This is a genomic window from Burkholderia sp. A2 (assembly GCF_001729305.1).
GTDB lineage: Bacteria > Pseudomonadota > Gammaproteobacteria > Burkholderiales > Burkholderiaceae > Burkholderia > Burkholderia sola.
The window spans coordinates 13,788-32,690 of record NZ_LZXX01000100.1 but is presented as its reverse complement, the minus strand read 5'-3'; the positions used below and the strand labels follow the sequence as shown (position 1 = coordinate 32,690).

General features: G+C 72.1%; 3 protein-coding genes. All 3 read right to left on the bottom strand.

Annotated elements, in window-relative coordinates; all coding sequences use genetic code 11:
- Window positions 1-12: 12 nt before the first annotated feature.
- From A9Z05_RS19445 to A9Z05_RS19435, 3 genes are read right to left on the bottom strand one after another with little or no spacing between them, the layout of a single operon-like run.
- Window positions 13-1,608 carry an MBL fold metallo-hydrolase gene (locus tag A9Z05_RS19445; protein WP_256122029.1) on the bottom strand — a complete coding sequence of 532 codons (1,596 nt, stop codon included), beginning with the start codon at window positions 1,606-1,608 and terminating at the stop codon, window positions 13-15.
- A gap of 1 nt (window position 1,609) precedes the next feature.
- A complete protein-coding gene (locus A9Z05_RS19440) occupies window positions 1,610-15,637 on the bottom strand; it encodes a hybrid non-ribosomal peptide synthetase/type I polyketide synthase (protein ID WP_069619520.1) in 14,028 nt (4,675 codons plus the stop codon).
- Entirely contained in the window at window positions 15,637-18,885 is a 3,249-nt protein-coding gene (locus tag A9Z05_RS19435; RefSeq protein WP_069619519.1) for a non-ribosomal peptide synthetase, read from the bottom strand. The genes A9Z05_RS19440 and A9Z05_RS19435 overlap by 1 nt, the downstream gene beginning before the upstream one ends.
- Between the last annotated feature and the right edge of the window lie 18 nt (window positions 18,886-18,903).

The window sequence follows — 18,903 nt, the reverse complement described above, 5'->3', positions numbered from 1 at the left end:
GGTCGCGCGCGCTCAAAGGACGATTTCCTTCTTCAGGTACAGCCGCTCGGACTGGATGTCGTGTGCGTGGCAGCGGGCGATCAGCTTGTCCGATTCGACGATCGGCAGCGAGGTCGGCGCGTATTCGATGCTGGAGATGAACTTGAGCCACGGCTCCGCGCCCATCGCATAGACGAACACCTGGCGCGGCGCGAAGCACTCGACCAGCGGCCACGCGCGCTCGCAGTCGGAGCCGTTCAGGCGGCGGTTCTGGTCGAACTGGCGCCCGAGCGGCTCGTTCAGGAGCGCGCCGTACAGCCAGGACATCGGCGCGCCTTCGCATTCCATGCCGATGAACAGCGTGCCGATCCGGCCGATGCGCTGCGCGATGCGCTGGTACAGCTCCGGCTGCAGGTTGTTCGAGTCGGCCGCGAACAGCAGGCTCTTGCCGTCCACCTTCAGCGCGAACGCCATCTTCGCGGCGATATGCAGATCGCCGTGCTCGCCGAGGAACGGCAGCGCGACGATCTCGCCGCCCGGCACGGGCACGCTGTCCAGCTCGCCGACCTCGATCACCCGCTCGAACCCGCACGCTTCGAGCGCGAGCCGGATCGACGGGTCCTGCAGGAACCCGCCGTGGCTGCGCGGCACCACCAGCGTGCCGATCCGGTGCCGTAGCTGGAGCAGGCTCTCGAGCACGATGTGATCCTGGTGGTTGTGGGTCAGCAGCACGTAATCGATGCGCTCGGGCAGATCCGCGAACGTGAACGGATCGTCGCCCTGGCCGAGCGGATAGCCGACGATCGGATCGGTCAGCAACGAGAATTCCGCGGTTTCGACCAGGACCGTCGCATGGTTGAAGTAGCGCACCCGCACCGGCTGCCCCGCGCGCGCCGGCGCCGACGGTGGGCGCGGCGGCGGTGCGTCGGTGAACCAGGTTTCGAGGGCCGTGCGCCGCGCGGCGCCGCCCTCCGCGTGCGCGAGCAGGCGGTCGATCAGGTCCGGCGCGGCGCCCGTGTGGCGGGCCGCGAACAGCTCGTCGTACAGCGCGTCGCGGAACGGCAGGCGGATCTGCACCATGTGCTCGTCCGGAAAGCGCGGCGTGCTCAGCATGAAGCTCCGGTCGTCGCTGGTCGCGAGGAAGCCGTTCACGCTCTGCAGCGCGTCGAGATAGCCGGCGCTGTCGTACAGCAGCCGCTCGAACAGCCGGTACGACGCGTGGCCGCGCAGGTCGTAGCCCAGCTCGACGAATCCCTTCAACGGCTCGGGCACCCGCGCATACAGCGGCGACAGCGTATCGCCGCCCCCTTCCCGCGCGAGCAGTTCGTCGAGCTCGCGCAGCGCGTCCGCCAGCGCCAGCAGCGGCGCGGCGCGCGTGCGGGTCTCGCGGATCAGCGCGTCGACCGCCGGCACGAGCTCACGGCCGCCATTGAGAAACGGGCCGCCGGCCATCTTCGCGGCGGAGCGCCGATGCAGCTCCGGCGCGCGGATGAAGGATTCCATGATGCGCAGATGCACCTGCTTCATCACCAGCGCGCAGGTCGCGGGCTGCAGCAGGAAAGTCCACGCATACCATTGATTGATCAGCGGTTCGAAGACGACGTTGGGTTTCAGGTAGATCTGGGTCATGTCAGGAATGATCGTGTTCGACTACGGGAACGGCTGCGTCGGCGACATGCGCGAGCGCGGCCTCCATGTGTTCGCGCCACCGACGCAGCAACTGTTCGGCGGTGGCGCGCGTGTGGACGGCGTCGCTGTAGCGGCACTCGAACGCGAGTTCGCCGTCGCCCGCGACGCAGACGAGGTTCAGCAGATGGGAACGTTCGTCGCTCGCCGCGCGGTCCGCGCCCACCGCCTCGGTGGCGGCGGAGAACCACGCGGACGGACGCGCGGCGGCCGCCGACACGAAATCGACGCTGACCTGCGGCTGCACGCAGCGCCGCCACGCGTCGGGATCGACGCCGGCGGGCGGCGGCAGGTCTGCACCGCCCAGCGCCGCCAGCGGCAGCGCGGCGAGCGTCGTCTCCCATTCGCGCAGCGCGGCGACGCCCGGCACGCCGGCGTGATGCGGCAACAGCAGCGGCACGTCGCAGACGAAGCAGCCGACCGCGCGCTCGACCGCCGGCCCGTCGTCGAGCCAGTCGCGGCCGTGCCGGCCAAGATCGGCGACGATCGCGCCGCCCGCCCAGTCGGTGAGCGCGCGCGCCGCCGCCGCGATCGCGACGGTGGCGGCTTTCACGCGCAGGCGCTGCGGCACGACGGCCAGCAACCGTCGCGCCGCCTCGCCCGTCAGCCGGTCGCGCACGACCTGCTGGCTTGCCTCGGCGTTCGCGCCGGCTTCCGCGTGCCGATCCCGCGGCAGCGCGACGTTGGCCGCCATCGGCGCAAAGTACGCGGCGGTTTCGCCCGCCTGCCGCGCGGCCGCCATGCGTGCGTCGAGCGCGCGCAGATAGGCCGGGTACGCCAGCGTCGGCGCGGCCACTGCCGGCGTCCGGCCGTTCGCATGCGCCGCATACGCATTGGCCAGGTCGTCCAGCAGCACCGCCCAGCCATGGCTGTCCGCGACGAGACCGTGCACGACGAGCAGCAGCCGGTCGCCGGCCGCGCCGCATCGGTAGTGCGCGATCCGCACCAGCGGCCCTTGCGCGAGATCGAAGCCCTGCTGCAGCGTCGTGCTGTGCGCGACGATGAAGCGCGCCGCATCGTCCGCCGCGAGGTCGTGGCTGCTGAAGCAGCGCTGCACGGCGTCCGTGTCCGCGGGCGCGACGCGGCCCGCCAGCGCGCCGCGATCGAATACGCAGCGCAGCCCCGGATGCGCGTCGAGCAGCGAGCGGAGCGCGGCCCGCAGCGCGTCGGCGTCGAGCGGCTGCGCCGCCTGAACGAGCAACGCGCGGTTCCAGTGGTGCGCATGCGGGCGTTGCAGCACGCGCCTTTGATACGGCGTCAGCGGGAACGCGGACACATCGTGCGCGTCCGGTCGCGCCGCCAGCGGCCGCAGGCAATCGGCCAGGTCCGCGAGGGTCGGGCTCGCGAAGAAATCCTGCGGGTCGACCGTCCAGCCGGCCCGGTTCAGCTGCGCGACGGCCCGCAGCACCAGGATGGAATCGCCGCCCAGCCCGAAGTAGTTGTCGTCGCGGCCGATCCGATCCAGCCGCAGCACGTCGCGCAGCACCGTCAGCAGCGCGCGCAGCGGCGGCGTGTCGTCGCCGTCCGCGGCCGCGTCCGGCAGCACCGCCGTCGATACCCACTGGCGATCGATCTTGTCGCCGGACGTCTTGGGCAGCGACGGCACGATTGCCAGCGCATGCGGCACCAGATGCGCGGGCGCGACGCGGCGCAACGCGCGCAGCCGCTCGCGCGCCGCCTCGCGCGACGTGTCCGCCGCGCCCGATGCGTCTGAGCCGACCACGATGAACGCCTCCAGCCGCGGCGCCGGCGCGTCGGGTCCGCCCGACAGCCGCACCGCGGCCTCGCGCACGCCGTCCTGTTCGAGCAGCAGCGCTTCCACTTCGGCCAGATCGACACGAACGCCGCGCACCTTGATCTGGCGATCGCTGCGGCCAAGGTAGATCAGCGCGCCCTCGCCGTCGCAACGCACGAGGTCGCCGGTGCGATACATGCGCGCGCCCGGTTGCCCGGCGAACGGATCGGGCAGGAACGCGGCGGCCGTCTGGCCGGGCCGGCCCGGGTAGCCGCTCGCAAGTGCGCTGCCGCCGAGGTAGAGTTCGCCGCGGCACAGCGGCGGCACCGGTTGCAGGTGCGCGTCGAGCACATAGGCCGTGGTGCCGGGCAGCGGCGCGCCGATCGGCACGTCGCGTTCATCCGGGCGCGCGTCGGCCGGCACGTCGTGCACGACGGACGTGATCACGCTTTCCGTCAGCCCGTACGCGTTCATCAGCGCCACACGGCCGCCCGTCACGGCGCGCCATGTCTGCACGGCCGCGAGCGGCACCGTCTCGCTGCCCGTCACGACCAGCCGCAGCCGCGCAGGCAGCGCGGCCTCGCCGAGCCCGATCGCACGCACCCATTCGCGCCAGAACGACGCGGGCAGGTTGAGCACGGTCGCGCGCTGCAGGTCGAGCAGGCCGCTGAACGCGCCGAGCGTCGGCCACGCCGCGCGCTCGAGCAGCAGCAGGCAGGCGCCGGCGGACAGCGTCGTGAAGATTTCCTCGATCGACACGTCGAACGCGAGCGACGAGAACTGCACCACCCGGTCGTCGGCCGTCATGCGATACGCGGCGCACAGCGCCTGGATCTTGTGCGCGACCGCCCGATGGCTGACGTCGACGCCCTTCGGCACGCCGGTCGAACCGGACGTGAACAGCGTATACGCGGCCTGTTGCGGATCGATACGTGCGGGCGGCGCGCCGGCGGACGCGTCGCCAAGCGCGGCGAACGCGATCGTCGCGCAGCCGGGCCACGTCGGCGGCGCCGCCGTCGCGTCGTGCACGAGCAGCACCGGCGCCGCTTGCGACAGGATCGCGTGCTGCCGCGCGGCCGGCGCGGCAGGATCGAGCGGCAGGTAGGTCGCCCCGATGCGCAGCACGCCGAGCAGCGCCACCAGTGCGTCGAGCCCCATCGGCAAGCACAGCGCGACGCGATCGCCGGCGCGGACACCGCGCGCGTGCAGCGCGCCCGCGACCTGCTCAACCCGCGCCCGCAGCGCCGCGTAACTGAGTGTTTCGTGCGCGGTGGCGACCGCCGGCGCGGCGTTGCCGTCCGTCAGCGTGCCCGACAGCAGCGACACGAGGTCGGACGCCGCCCACGACGACACGTCGGCCACCCCGGACGCCGCCTGCCAGGCCTGCCGCTGCGCGGCCGACAGCACGCCCGCGTCGCCGAGCGGCGCATCGTCCGGCAGCGTCAGCAGCAGGTCCAGCGCGGCCTGGAACTGTTCGATCACCTCGTCGGCCTCGCCACGCTCCAGCGCGCCGTCGCGCGTCAGCAGCACGCCGCCGTAGCCCGCGCCGTCGCGATGCAGGTTCATCGTCAGGTCGTATTCGGTTTCCGTTTCCGGCGTGTCCTCGAACGCGACGTCCAGCCCGCCGATCCGCACATGGCGAACCGGCGCCTCCTGCATCGAGAACACCACCTGGAACAGCGGCGTCAGCGACGTGTCGCGCGGGCCCGCGAAGCGCTCGACCAGCTTTTCGAACGGATAGTCCTGGTGCGCGTGCGCGGCCATCACGCAGTCGCGCACCCGCTCGATCCACGCCCGCGCGCAGCTGGCTGCCGGAAACGCCACGCGCAGCGCGAGCAGGTTGACGAAAAAGCCGACGAGCCCTTCGGTGCGGCTCGACGCGCGGTTGGCGACCGGCGAGCCGACCACCAGGTCGCGCTGCCCGGTGCGCCGCGACAGCATCAGCAGGAACGCGGACAGGAACACGACGTACGGCGTCGTCCGCAAGCGCCGCGCCAGCGCGTCGACCTGCCGCGCACGCTCGGCATCCACCGCGACGCGGCCGCTGTGCGCGAGACGCCCCGGCGTGCGCGCGCGACGTCGATCGCCGCCGAGGTCGAGCACCGGCGTGCCGTCCAGGTGCGCCCAGAACGCCTCGTGCGCCGCGTAGTGTCCGGCGGCGAACCGCGTCGCCTGCTCCTCGCTGTAGTCCGCGTAATCCCATGCGGGCGGTTCGGTATCCGGCGCGCCGCCCTGGCTCGCCGCGCCGTACAGCGACGCGAGATCCTGCGCGATCAGCCGGAACGACCAGCCATCGACGACGATGTGATGGAACGACATCAGCAGGCACGCGCGGCGCGGCCCGAGTTCGAGCAGCCGCGCGCGAAACAGCGGCGGCCGCGCGAGATCGAACGGCTCCGCCCGCAGCGCGTCGCGATGCTGCGCGATGAACGCGCGCAGTGCGTCCTCCGTGCCGCCGGCGTACGCATGGATCGACAGCGCGACCGTCGCGTCGGCATGCACGTGCTGCTCGCCGTCACCGTCCGGTCCTTCGTGGAACGACGTGCGCAGCGCCGGATGGCGCGCGACCAGCCCCTCGAGCGCCGCGTGCAGCGCGGCGCGGTCGAGCTCGCCGTGCAGGTGCAGGCATTGCGGCAGATGGAAGACCGAACCGCCCATGCCGAGCCGTTCGAGCGTCCACAGCCGGCGCTGCTGGAACGACATCGGCGCGCGGCGCGGCCCCGCGCCCGGCAGGCCGTCCGGTGTCGTTGCCGCCTGCATGGCAGGCGGCGTCGGTTCGGACTGCACGCGAATCGCGCGAGCCAGCCCGTCGATCGTCGGCGCACCGAAGAACGCGTCGAGCGTCAGCTCCGCCTTCAGGCGCTCGTGAATTCGCGTGAGCACGCGCCCGGCCAGCAGCGAATCGCCGCCCAACTCGAAGAAATCGTCGGTCGGCGCGATCCGCTCATGGCCGAGGCACTCGGTCCAGATACGCGTCAATGCATGCCGCACGTCGTCGGTTTCGGCCGACGCAGCGGGCGCGGTGTCGACCGCGGCCGGCGCAGCAACCGCTGCGATCGACGGGGGCAACGCCTCCGGCTGCACGCGCGCGATGTGCTGTGCCGGCAGCCAGTGACGCGTCCGCTCGAACGGATAGCCCGGCAACGGCAGGCGCTTGCGGCGCTCGCCCGCGTAGGCGTCGCGCCGTGTCAGCCGCGCGCCCTTCGCCCACAGCCGCCCGTAGCCGGCGAGCAACGTAACCATCGTGCGCGGCGTGCGTTCCGTGAAGGTCGCCAGCACCGCGTCGGCCGGCGCGCAGCGATGCGCGCGCACCAGCGCCGCCAGCACGTCGCGCGGGCCGATCTCGACCCACAGCGCATCGCCCAGCGCCGCCAGCGTTCGCACGCCTGCCGAGAAGCGCACCGTGCCGAGCACGTGCGCGGCCCAGTACGCCGGATCGGTGGCGCGCGGCGCGTCCAGCAACGTGCCGTCGAGGTTGGAGATCAACGGGATGCGCGGCGCATGCAGCGTCATCGTCGCGGCATGCGCGTGCACGCGCGCCGCCGCGTCCGTCATCATCGGCGAGTGGAACGCATGCGACGACGCGAGCCGCGCATGCGCGACACCCACGTCGCGCAGGTGCGCCGCGAACGCGTCGACCGCATCCACCGGGCCGGACACCACGCATTGCAGCGGCCCATTGACCGCCGCGATGGCGAGCGTCGGCGGCAATTGCGCGGCCAGCTCGTCTTCCGCGATCGATATCGACAGCATCGCGCCGGCCGGTTGCGCCTGCATCGCCGCCGCGCGCGCCGCCACGAAGCCGACCGCGTCGTCGAGCGAGAACACGCCCGCGCAGCACGCGGCGACCAATTCGCCGAGGCTGTGGCCGATCAGGTAATCCGGCGTCACGCCCAGCGCTGCCCACGCCTGATACAGCGCGTACTCGTACGCGAACAGCAGCGGCTGCACCAGCGCGGTGTCGGTGGTGCTCGCGTCGCCCAGCAGGTAAGGTTCGAGCGCGAGCCCGGCCGTGCTCGCGAACCGCCCGCACACCTGATCGAGCGCCGCGCGGAACACCGGATTCTCGCGATGCAGGTCGCGCGCCATCCCGGCGGCCTGCGCGCCCTGCCCGGTGAACAGGAAGATCACCGGACGCGCGGACGGCGCGTCGTCGGCGGCCGGCGACACGCCCGCCGCCAGCGCGTCGAGCGCCGTGTCGCGCGACTCGGCGACCACGAACGCGCGGCATGCGTGGTCCTGCCGGGCGGCCTGCAACGTGTACGCGACGTCGGCCAGCGCCCATTCCGGGTGGCGGCGCAGCGCGGCGGCGAGGCCGTCCGCCGCGCGCCGCAGTCCGTCCGGCGTGGCGGCCGACAGCCGCAGGCAATGCGCGGCGGCGGCCGTCGGCGCGTCCGCCTCGGGCGGCGCGGCTTCCAGGATCACGTGCGCGTTGGTCCCGCCGATGCCGAACGAACTGACGGCCGCGCGGCGCGGCGCGCCGCCGTCCGGCCAGTCGGTCGCTTGCGCGGTGATGCGGAAGGACGCGTCATCGAGTTCGAGCAGCGGGTTGGGCGTATCGAAGTGCAGCGTGCCCGGCACCTTGCCGCGCTCGAGCGCGAGCGCCGCCTTGATCACGCCCGCGAGCCCCGCCGCGCTGTCCAGATGCCCGACGCTCGTCTTGACCGCGCCGAGCACGCGCGGCGCACGTGCCGGATGCTGGCCGTAGGTCGCCTTCAGCGCGGCCATTTCGATCGGGTCGCCGAGCAGCGTGCCGGTGCCGTGCGTCTCGACATAGCCGACCGACGCGGCATCCACGCCCGCGTCCGCCAGCGCGGCGCGAATCACCCGTGCCTGGCCAGCAGGGCTCGGCGCGGTGTAGCCGGCCTTGTCGTGACCGTCGTTGTTGATCGCGGAGCCCTTGACGATCGCATACACGTGATCGCCGTCGCGGCGCGCGAGATCGAGCCGCTTCAGCACGACCGCCCCCGCGCCGCTGCCCTCCACGGTGCCGCTCGCGGCCGCGTCGAACGCGCGGCAATAGCCGTCCGCGGAAAAGATCCCGCCGGTACGGTGCAGATAGCCCGGCACGCCGTCGACGCCGATCGACGCCGCGCCCGCGAGCGCGAGTTCGCAGTCGCCCTGCGCGACTGCGCGCGCGGCCATGTGCAGCGCGACCAGCGACGTCGAGCACGCGGTGTTCAGCGTGACCGCGGGGCCGGTGAGATTCAGCCGGTAGGCGATCTGCGTCGCGGCCTGGTTCAGCACGTTGATCTGGTACAACCCGAGCGCGTCGACCGCGTCGCGGTTGCCAAGCACGTGGTTCGCGAGGTACTGGCTCGCGCCGACGCCGACGTAGACGCCCACGTCGCGCGCGGGGCCGGGCCCGGCGTAACCGGCGTCCTCGAGCGCGCGATAGCTTTCCTCCATCAGCTTGCGCTGCTGCGGATCCATGATTTCGGCTTCGCGCGGCGTATAGCCGAAGAACGCGGCGTCGAAACAGTCCGGATCGCGAATCAACCCGCGCGCGGCGACGAAGCGCGGATTGCCGAGCAGCTCGTCCGGCACGCCGAGCGCGCGCAGCCGCGCGTCGTCGAGCCGGGTGATGCCGTCCTCGCCCGCGAGCAACATGCGCCAGAACTGCTCGACGTCGTCCGCGCCCGAGACGGTCGCGCTCATCCCGATGATCGCGACGTCGCGGCTGTCGACCTGCGACGCGCGTGCGGCCTCGGCCGTGCCGCCGGCATCGGCCGCCGGCTCGCCGGACGCGGACAGCCAACCGGCCAGCGTGCGAATCGTCGTGTAGCGGAACAGGTGATCGATGTCGACGTCGCGGCCGAATTCGCCGCGCAGCCGCGCCTGGCACTGGATCAGCGCGAGCGAGTGGCCGCCGGCGTCGAAGAAGTTGGTGTCCGGATCGATCTCGGCGAGGCCGAGCACGTCGCGCCAGATCGCCGCGACCGCGGCCTGCGCATCGCCGGGTGCGCGGCGCGCGGCGTTGGCGGGGACGGCACGATCGGCGACGCTCGCCGCATCGAGCGGCCAGTCGGCCAGCCTGAGGCGATCGATCTTGCCGCTGCCGGTCATCGGCATCGCGTCGAGCACGACGATCCGGTCGGGCACCATGTACGGCGGCAGCGCCTGTTGCGCATGCGCCTTCAGCGCGCCGTCCGGCAGCGTGCCCGCCGCCTGCACGAACGCACAGAGCACGGCGCCCGCGCTACCCGAACGCGCCAGCACCGCGACCTTGGCGACGCCGGGATGGCGGCCCAGCACCGATTCGACTTCGCCCGTCTCGATGCGGAAGCCGCGCACCTTGACCTGCTGGTCGTCGCGGCCCACGAATTCGATGTCGCCGTGGCGATCGAAGCGGGCCAGGTCGCCGGTGCGATACAGCACGCGATCCGCGTCGCCCGTCGCATACGGGTTCGGCACGAAACGCTCCGCGCTCAGTTCGGGCCGGTTCAGGTAGCCCGACGCCAGCGCGCGCCCGGAGAGGTACAGCTCGCCCGTCACGCCGATCGGCAACCGGGCGAGCTCGGGCGACAGGATATGCGTGCCGACGTCGCCCACCGCGCGACCGATCAGCACCGGGCCGCTCGTGCAACGCCACACGGTTGCGTAGATGCTGGCCTCGGTCGGGCCGTATGCGTTGAACAGCGGTGCGTGCGGCAGCACGCGCGCCGCCAGCTCGACGGTCGCGGGCAGCAGCGGCTCGCCGGCGGCGAACACCGCGCGCAGCGGGTTCGCCGCGCCGGCGTCGAGCGATTGCAGGAACAGGTGCAGCATCGACGGCACGAAATTGACCACCGTCACGCGATGCTGCTCGATCGCGCGCTGCAGGTAGCGCGGATCGTACTGGCCGTCCGGCCGCGCGATCACGATCGCGGCGCCCTTCATCAACGGCCACAGCATTTCGGTGAGCGACACGTCGAACGATTGCGCGGTCTTCCACAGCACGCGGTCGCCCGCGGCGAGCGGATAGGTGTCGGCAAGCGCATCGAACAACGCGAGGATGCCTTCCTGGCGGCACAGCACGCCCTTCGGCGTGCCGGTCGAGCCGGACGTATAGAGGATGTAGGCGGGCTCGCCGGGGCTAACGCGCGGCGCGGCGGCCAAGGTGGCGTGGCTCGCTTGCGCCAGCGCCGCCAGCTCGACGAAACGCACGCCGCACGCACGCAGGCAGGCGGGCGCGGCGGCATCGCCGACGATCGCCGCCGGGCGCGCGTCGTCCACCATGAAGCGATGGCGCGCTTCCGGCAACGCGGGATCGAGCGGCAGATACACGGCGCCGATCCGGAACAGCGCGAGCACCGTCTGCAGCGTCGCCGCCGAGCGGCCCGCGCAGACCGCCACGACGTCGCCCTGCCGCACGCCCAGCGCGGCGAGCGCCGCCGCGCGCCCGTCGCACTGCTCGAGCAGCGCCGCATAGGTCGTCTCGCCCGCGTCGTCGATCAGCGCGACGGCGTCCGGCGCGGCAGCCGCGCACGCGGCGAGACGCTCGCCGACGCTCGCGCCCACCGGCAGCCCCGGCTTCGGCGTCGCCCACTCGTCCAGCCGCGCGAGCGTGGCCGGCGGCAGCCAGGTCGCCGCGGGCGCACCGGCGAGCCGCCGCAGCGCCTCGTGCTCGGCGTGCACGATGTCTTGCGCGTCGGCACGCCGCAGGCTGTCAGCCCGATAGCCGACGATGCAGCGCAGCCGCTGGTCGCTCGCGGAGACGGAGAAATCGACCTGCACCGGAAAGCTGTTGACCGCGTGGCCGTCGCGGCCCGCCAGCATCCGCACGTCCGCGTCGTCCAGCTCGCGCAGCACGTGGAAGCTCGTGAAATTGAACAGCACCTCGCCGAGTTCGATCCCGCTGTTGTCCTGCCGGATCTGCTGCGACGGATAAAAACGATGCCGGAAAATGCCCGACTCGATCTCGAATACCTGCCGCACCTGCGCGACCGGCGATGCGTCGCCGTCGAGCGCCGCGCGCACCGGCACCGAATTCAGGAACAGCCCGACCGCGCGCTCCGCATGCTCGGTCTCGGGCCGCACGTGCGTCACCATCGACGTCAGCACGTCGCGCCGCCCGCTAAGCGCCTGCAGCGCGCGCAGATGGGCGGCGAGCAGCACGCTCTTGAGCGGCACGTTCGCGTCGCGCGCAAGCGCACGCAGCGCCGCCTCCAGTTCGACGGGGATCTCGACCTCCAGATAATCCACACGCTCGTCTGCCGCGTCGGCCGCCAGAGGCGCGCGGCGCAGCGACAGCGCCTGTGCGCCGTCGAGCTGGCCGCGCCAGAAATCGCGCTCGGCCGGATCGGCGAGCGCGGCTTGTTCGCGCTCGATGAAATCGCGGTAACCGGCCTGCACCGGCTCGTCGCTCTGCCCGTCTTGCCCGTTCTGCGCGCCCGCCAGGCCCGCCGTGTAGAGCCGGATGAATTCGGCGGTCAGCGCGGCCTCGCTCCAGCCGTCGAGTATCGCGTGATGGAAGCTCCATACCAGCTTGAAGCGCTGCGCCGCCAGCTTGAACACGAAGCAGCGGAATAGCGGCGCGGCGGCGACGTCGAACGCGGCGAACCGCTCGCCGTCCATGAACGCGGCGATCCGGGCGGCCTGCGCCGCCGCATCGAGCGCAGTCAGGTCGGTGATCGCCAGCGGAATGCGCGCCGCGTCGAACACGAGTTGCAGCGGCACGCTGAACCCTTCCATCCGCAGCGCGGTGCGCAACGCCGGATGACGCGCCGACAGCCGGTCGAGCGCATGCGCGACGCAGGCTTCGTCGCACGCATACGCGACCTCGTAGCCGATCACGTCGTGGTACAGGCTCGAGCGCTCGTGCCGCAGGCTGTGATACAGCATCCCCAGTTGCAGGCGGCTGAGCGGATACGCGTCGACGACGCCGGCCGGCAGCCGCGCGCGGTCCGCGTCGCTCGTCAGCGGCGCCCGCGGTGCGGCGGCCTCGGCCGGCGCGCCCGCGCTAGCATCCGCACCTGCACCCGCGCCGGCGCGGCGCTGCCGCTCGATGTGCTCGCCCAGCGTACGCACGCTCTGGTGGACGAACAGGTCCTGGATCTCGAATTCGAGCCCGTGGCGCTGCGCCTGCGCCTTCAGCCGGATCGCCAGCAGCGAATCGCCGCCGAGATCGAAGAAACCGTCGTCGAGGCCGAACCCGCTGCGGCCCAGCACGTCTTCCCACAACGCGCGCAGGATGCGCTGCGTGTCGGTCAGCGTCTCGGGCGCCGTTTCCGCGGCCGCCTCCTGCGCAGGCGCGAGCCGCGCGAGCGCAGCCCGGTCCACCTTGCCGTTCGCCGTCAGCGGAATGTGCGGCACCGCGTGGAAACGCGCCGGCACCAGGTGATCCGGCAGCGATGCCCGCAACTGCGCGCGCAGGCCGGCTTCGTCCGGCACGTCCGCGCCCGCGCCGGGGCTGGCGGTCCAGTACGCGACGAGTTGCTTGTCGCCCTGCGGCGTCGCGTCGACCGTCACGACGGCGGCCTGCACGCCGCGGCATGCGGCCAGCGCCGCCTCGATTTCCGCAGGCTCGATCCGGTAGCCGCGCAGCTTCACCTGGCGGTCGCGCCGGCCGAGGTAATGCAACGCGCCGTCATGCGCCCAGTAGCCGACGTCGCCGCTGCGGTACATGCGGGCGCCCGGCTCGCCGCCGTAAGGATCGGGCACGAACGCGGCCGCGGTCAGGTCCGGCCGGTTCGCGTAGCCGTGCGCGACGCCGAGCCCCCCGATGTAGATGTCGCCCGCCGCGCCGGGAGGCAGCGGATTCAGCGCGGCGTCGAGCACGTACACCGACGTGCCCTGGATCGGCATGCCGATCGGCACCGTGCGCCCCGCCGCCGGCGCGCCGCGCACCGGGTACGCTGTCGCGAACGTCGTGGTCTCGGTCGGCCCGTAGCCGTTGACGACCTGCCCGTGTTCGAGCAGCGCGCGGGCGCGCTCCACATGCGGCAGCGACAGCACGTCGCCGCCGCAGACGAGGTAGCGCAGCCGCCGCAGCGCGTCCGGCGCGTGATCGACCATCGCCGCGAACAGGCCGCTCGTCAGCCACAGAATCGTCACGCGCGCGTCGACCAGCAACGGCCCGAGCTGGTCCAGCGACGCGTCGCGTCCGGCCGGCACCACGAGCGACGCACCGTTCAGCAGCGCGGTCCAGATCTCGAAGGTCGACGCGTCGAACGCGGTCGGCGCGAACTGCAGGAACACGTCGTCCGGCGTCACGTCGAGATAGGTCGGGCGGTACGCGAGCCGCAGGATCGCCCGTTGCGGCACGATCACGCCCTTCGGACGGTCGGTGGTGCCCGACGTGTACATCAGGTACGCCGGCATCTGCGCCGGCAGCCCGCTCGCGACGAACGCGCCGTCGCGCGCGGCGATCTCGTCGTCGTGGTCCTCGAGGACGATCAGGTTCAGATAACCGTCACGCAGCGCATCGGTGCGCGCCACCACGTCCTCGCGCGTGACGATCACGCTCGCCTGGCTGTCGTCGAGCAGGAATCGCAGCCGGTCCGCCGGATAGCGGCTGTCGAGCGGCACATACGCGCAGCCCGCGTTGAGCACCGCCAGCATCGCGACGATCAGTTCCGCGCCCGGCTCGAGACACAGGCCGACGGTCGAGCCCGGCGACACGCCGAGATCGCGCAGGTGATCCGCCAGCCGGTTCGCGCGGGTGTTCAGCGCGTGGTAGTCGAGCGTCGCGTCGTCGTGGCTAATCGCCGGGCGCCCCGGATGCTGCCGCGCAAGCGCGTCGATCACCGCGCCGATCGAGTCGGGCAGCGGCTGCCCGAGCGGCCGGCTCTGCCAGCCGCGCAGCGCGTCGAGCGTCGCCGCGTCGCCGCGCGCGAGCGTGCCGAACGGCACGTCCGGCTGCGCGGTCAGCGCGTCGAGGTACTGCACGTAGGTGCGCGACAGCCGCTCGATATCGGCGGCCTCGAACAGGTCGGTGCGGAACACCGTGCAGCAGCGTACGCCATCGGACGTCAGTTCGGCGAACAGCGTCAGGTCGAACTGGGCGTAGCGGTACAGGTCGTCGCGCACCGTCATCGCCGGCATCCCGGCCGCCATCGCCGGCTCGACGGCGCCGGGCACCGCGCCTTTCGTGTCCTGCAGCACGAAGTTGACCTGGAACAGCGGGCTGCGCGCGGAATCGCGCGCGACGCCGACCTGCTCGACCACCTGGTCGAACGACACCGCCTGATGCCGCAGCGCGTCGGCGACGGTGTCGCGCTCGCGCTCGACCAGCGCGGCGAACGTCGCGCAACCTTGCCGCGCGGTGCGCAACGCGAGCAGGTTCGCGAAGAAGCCGACGATACGCTCGCTGCCCGGATGCACGCGGTTCGATGCGGTCGTGCCGATGCAGAAGTCGTCCTGGCCGGCGTAGTCGCCGAGCAGGCAGCGCCACGCGGCCAGCATCACCGTGAACAGCGTGCCGCCCTGCCGCCGCGCCAGCGCCTCGGCCCGCGCGCGCACGGCGGCGGGAATCGCAAAGAACACCAGTTCGCCGTCGTGCGCACGCCGTGCCGGGCGCGGCAGCGCGAACGGCAATTCGAGCGTCGTCGCGCCCGTCAGCCGGCCCTGCCAGTAGGCGAGGCTCGGCGCGCTGTCCGCGGCGCTGCGCGCCTGCTGCCACAGCGCATAGTCCGCATACTGCGGCGCGTCGCTGGCGGGCGGCTCAGGCGCGCGGCCCGCCAGCCGCGCCGCATAGGCCGACCACCAGTCGGCCAGCATCAGTTCCAGCGACCATCCGTCGACGATCAGGTGATGGGCGGTCAGCACGAGAATCTGCCGGGCGTCGCCGGGACGATGCAGCGACACGCGCAGCAGCGGCCCGTGCGCGAGGTCGAACGGCTGCGCGATTTCGGCCGTGATCGCGCGGGCGATCTCAGCGTCGGTCACATCCGCCGCGTGCCGATGCACCGGCAGCGACGGGGCCAGCTCGGAATGCACGCGCTGGTACAGGCGGCCGTCGCGCTCGTCGAACGTCGTGCGCAGCGCCTCGTGCCGCGCCACCACGTCGCGCAGCGCCGCGTGCAACGCCGTTTCGTCGAGCGTGCCCGCGATCTCCAGCACGTGCGGCACGTGGAAATGGCCGGCGCCGCCGCTGATCGCCATCTGCACCCACATCCGCAACTGCTCCGCCGACGCGGGCAGGTCGGCCGGCCGTGCCTGGCGGGTGATCGCGTCGCGGCTGCCCGCGCCACGTTGCCTGCCGAATGCTTCGAGCAATTGGCGACGCTTGTTTTCGGTGGAATCGTTATGCGACATCAAACCAGCTCTCCCGACGATGAAAACACTGTAAGTAGTTCGTCCATGTCGTCCGGCGCGAGACGATCGAGCAGCGCGTCGAGGCGGTCCTCCTGCTGGGCCTTCTGGCCGAGCGCCACCAGCACTTGCGCGCTGAACCGGTCGAGCTGCGGCGCGCCGAACAGCAGCGGCGGCGACAGCAGCAACCCGTAGCGGCCATTGAGGCGCCCGATCAACTGGATCGCTTGCACGGAACTGCCGCCGAGCATGAAAAAATGGTCGTCCGGTCCGATATCGGCGATGTCCAGCACGGCCGACCACTCCGCGGCGACCTCGGCCTGGAACGGCGTCTTCGTGCGCACGTCGGCGCCGTGCGCGCGCGTCTCGAGCGCCGCGTCGGCGAGCTGGGCCAGGCGCTTGCGGTCGATCTTGCCGGCCGGCAGCAGCGCGATGCGCTCCACCACGTCGATGCGCGCCGGACGCATCGCGTCGGGCAGCCGTGCGGCCAGCTCCGCGTGCAACGCGTCGACCGGCCAGTTGTCCCACCCCGCGGCCGGCTCGACGAATGCGTGCAGCAGCCGCACGCGCCCCTGCACCCGCACCGGCACCACCGCGCACTGCGCGATGCCCGGCAGCGCCAGCAGGCACGCCTCGATCTCGCGCAACTCGATCCGGTTACCGTTGAGCTTGACCTGCTCGTCGCGCCGGCCGAGGTAATGCAGCTCGCCGTGCTCGCCGAACATCGCGATGTCGCCGGTGCGGTACATGCGTGCACCCGGACGGCCCGCGTACGGATCGGGCACGAAGCTCGCCGCGGTGAGATCCGGGCGGCCGACGTACCCTTGCGCGAGGCCCGCGCCGCCGATGTACAGCTCGCCCGCGCTGCCGGGCGCGCACGGCTCGAGGCCCGCGTCCAGCACGTACAGCGACACGTTGTCGATGGGCCGGCCGATCGGCACGCCGGCGCGCGCATGAGCGTCGCCCGGCGTGCAATGCCACACGGTCACGTCGATCGCGGCCTCGGTCGGCCCGTACAGGTTGACGAGTCGTACCCCCGGCAGCAGCCGGTGGAAGCGCTCGGCCTGCTCGGCGAACAATGCCTCACCACTGCAGACGACCAGTGCGAGATCCGGGAAGACCTGCCCGGGCGCCGTATCCAGGAACGCGTTCAGCATCGACGGCACGAAGTGGGCGACCGCGATGCGCGCATCGCGCAGCAGCACCGCGAGCCCGGCCGGGTCCTTGTGCAGCCCGGGCGGTGCGATCACCAGCGCATGGCCGCGCTGCAACGTCCACAGGAATTCCCAGACCGACACGTCGAAAAAGTACGGCGTCTTCTGCAGCACGCGCACCGGCGCGGTGTCGGGCAGCAGCGAACCGTGCCAGTCGAGCCGGTTGACCAGCGCGCGATGGGTGTTGGCGACGCCCTTCGGCGTGCCGGTGGAGCCGGACGTGTAGATCACGTACGCGATCCCGTCGGGGTGAATGCGTTGCGGCGGCAGCGGTTCGGCGGCGAGCCAGATCGCGCGCTCGTCGAGCGCATGCCGTGCGACCGGCCCGGCGGGCAGGTTCGTCAGCAGGTGCCGCTGCGTGAGCAGCAGCGCGAGGCCCGCATCATCGACGATGCGCCGCAACCGGTCCGGTGGCGCGGCGGGATCGAGCGGCACGTAGGCAGCGCCCGCGCGCATCACCGCAAGGATCGCCAGCACCATCTCCGTCGAGCGCTCGCAGCACAGCCCGACGAGTGCTCCCGGCGTCACGCCGCGCGCCGCGAGAAAGCCCGCGAGCCGGGCCGACATCGCATCGAGTTCGCGATAGGTCAGTTGCTCCGCGCCGAACCGCACGGCCGGCGCATCCGGCGTCGCGGCGCACTGCGCGGCGAAGCGGGCCGGCCAGTCCGTCGCGTCGATCGGGCGCGCGGGCCCGTGCCAGTATTGCGCGAGCCGTGCGCGCTGCTCGGGCGCCAGCAGGTCGACCGCGAGCGCCGGCTGCGCCTCGTCGTCCAGATACGCGCGCAGCAGCCGGCCGAAGCGCGCGGCGAATTCGCCGGCCCGCGCCGGTGGCAGGCAGCCGGTGTCGTATTCGAGATTCACGTGCAGGCCGTCGTGCGTCAGCTGATACGCGAAGTTCAGGTCGAACGGCCGCTCGGCAGCGACCACCGGCAGCAATTCCGCGTGCACGCCGTGGAAGGCGAGCGGCGCATCCTGCACGAAGAATGCTTCCGTCACGCCGACGTTGAAGACGGGCGTGTCGGCCAGCGAACGCGAGCGCCGCAGCGCCGTCACGAGGTCGGTCAGCGACAGCTGCTGATGGCGCTTGGTTTCCGCGCGCCGGGCGGTAGTCCGCGCGACGATGTCGCGGAACGTGTCGCCCGGCCGTAGAGAAAAGCGCATCGGCAGGTTGTTGACGAAGCATCCGCTGGCGTCGTGAAACCCCGGCGAGCGCATGTTGACGGGATAGGTCACGACCAGTTCGCGCACGTCCTGCCAACGGGCCAGCGCGATCGCGAACAGGCTCGACAGCACGAGAAACGGCGTCGAGCGGCTCGCGCGGGCCCGTGCGCGCAGTCGGCGAGTCGTGTCCGCGTCGAAACGCATCGGGTGGATGCGCGCGTCGCGCGGCCCCGCCGATGCCGCCGTGTCGAACTCGACCCCGAGCGGCGCATGCGCGAGCGCGCCGAGCCAATAGGCCAGATCTTCGTCGTAGCGCGGCGACGCGCGGTACGCGGCTTCGAACGCGAGCTGCTCGCCGAGATCCCGCAACGTGCACGCGGGCGCCGGACCCGCGCCGAGCGCGTGGTTGTACAGCGCCGTCAGCCGCTTGTTGATGTACACCGCCGAAAACGCATCGGAGATGATGTGCGGAAAGCTGAGCACGAGCCGGTGCGCATCGGCATCCTCGCGCAGCAGGCCGAAGCGGAACAGCGGCGCGTCGTCGAGCGCGAACACGTGCGCCGCGCGCGCGGCGATCCATGCGTCGGCCTCGGCGGCGTCCAGCGACGGCGCCGCCCGCGCGTCGCGATAGTCGAGCGCGACCGTCACCCGGTCGTGCACGTCCCGCACCACGCGAGTGCCGTCCATCCGGAACGTGCTGCGGCATCCTTCGTCGTGCTCATGGACGAACGCGTCCAGTGCGCGCCGCAGCGCATCGCGATCCAGCGGCCCCGACAGGCGGTAGACGAGCGCGGTCGTGTAGGCCGACGAGTGCGGATTGAGCTGCCACTCGAGCCAGAAGCGGTACTGATAGGCTGAAAGCGAAGTGGTACGCATGGTAGCCCCTGTCTGGAT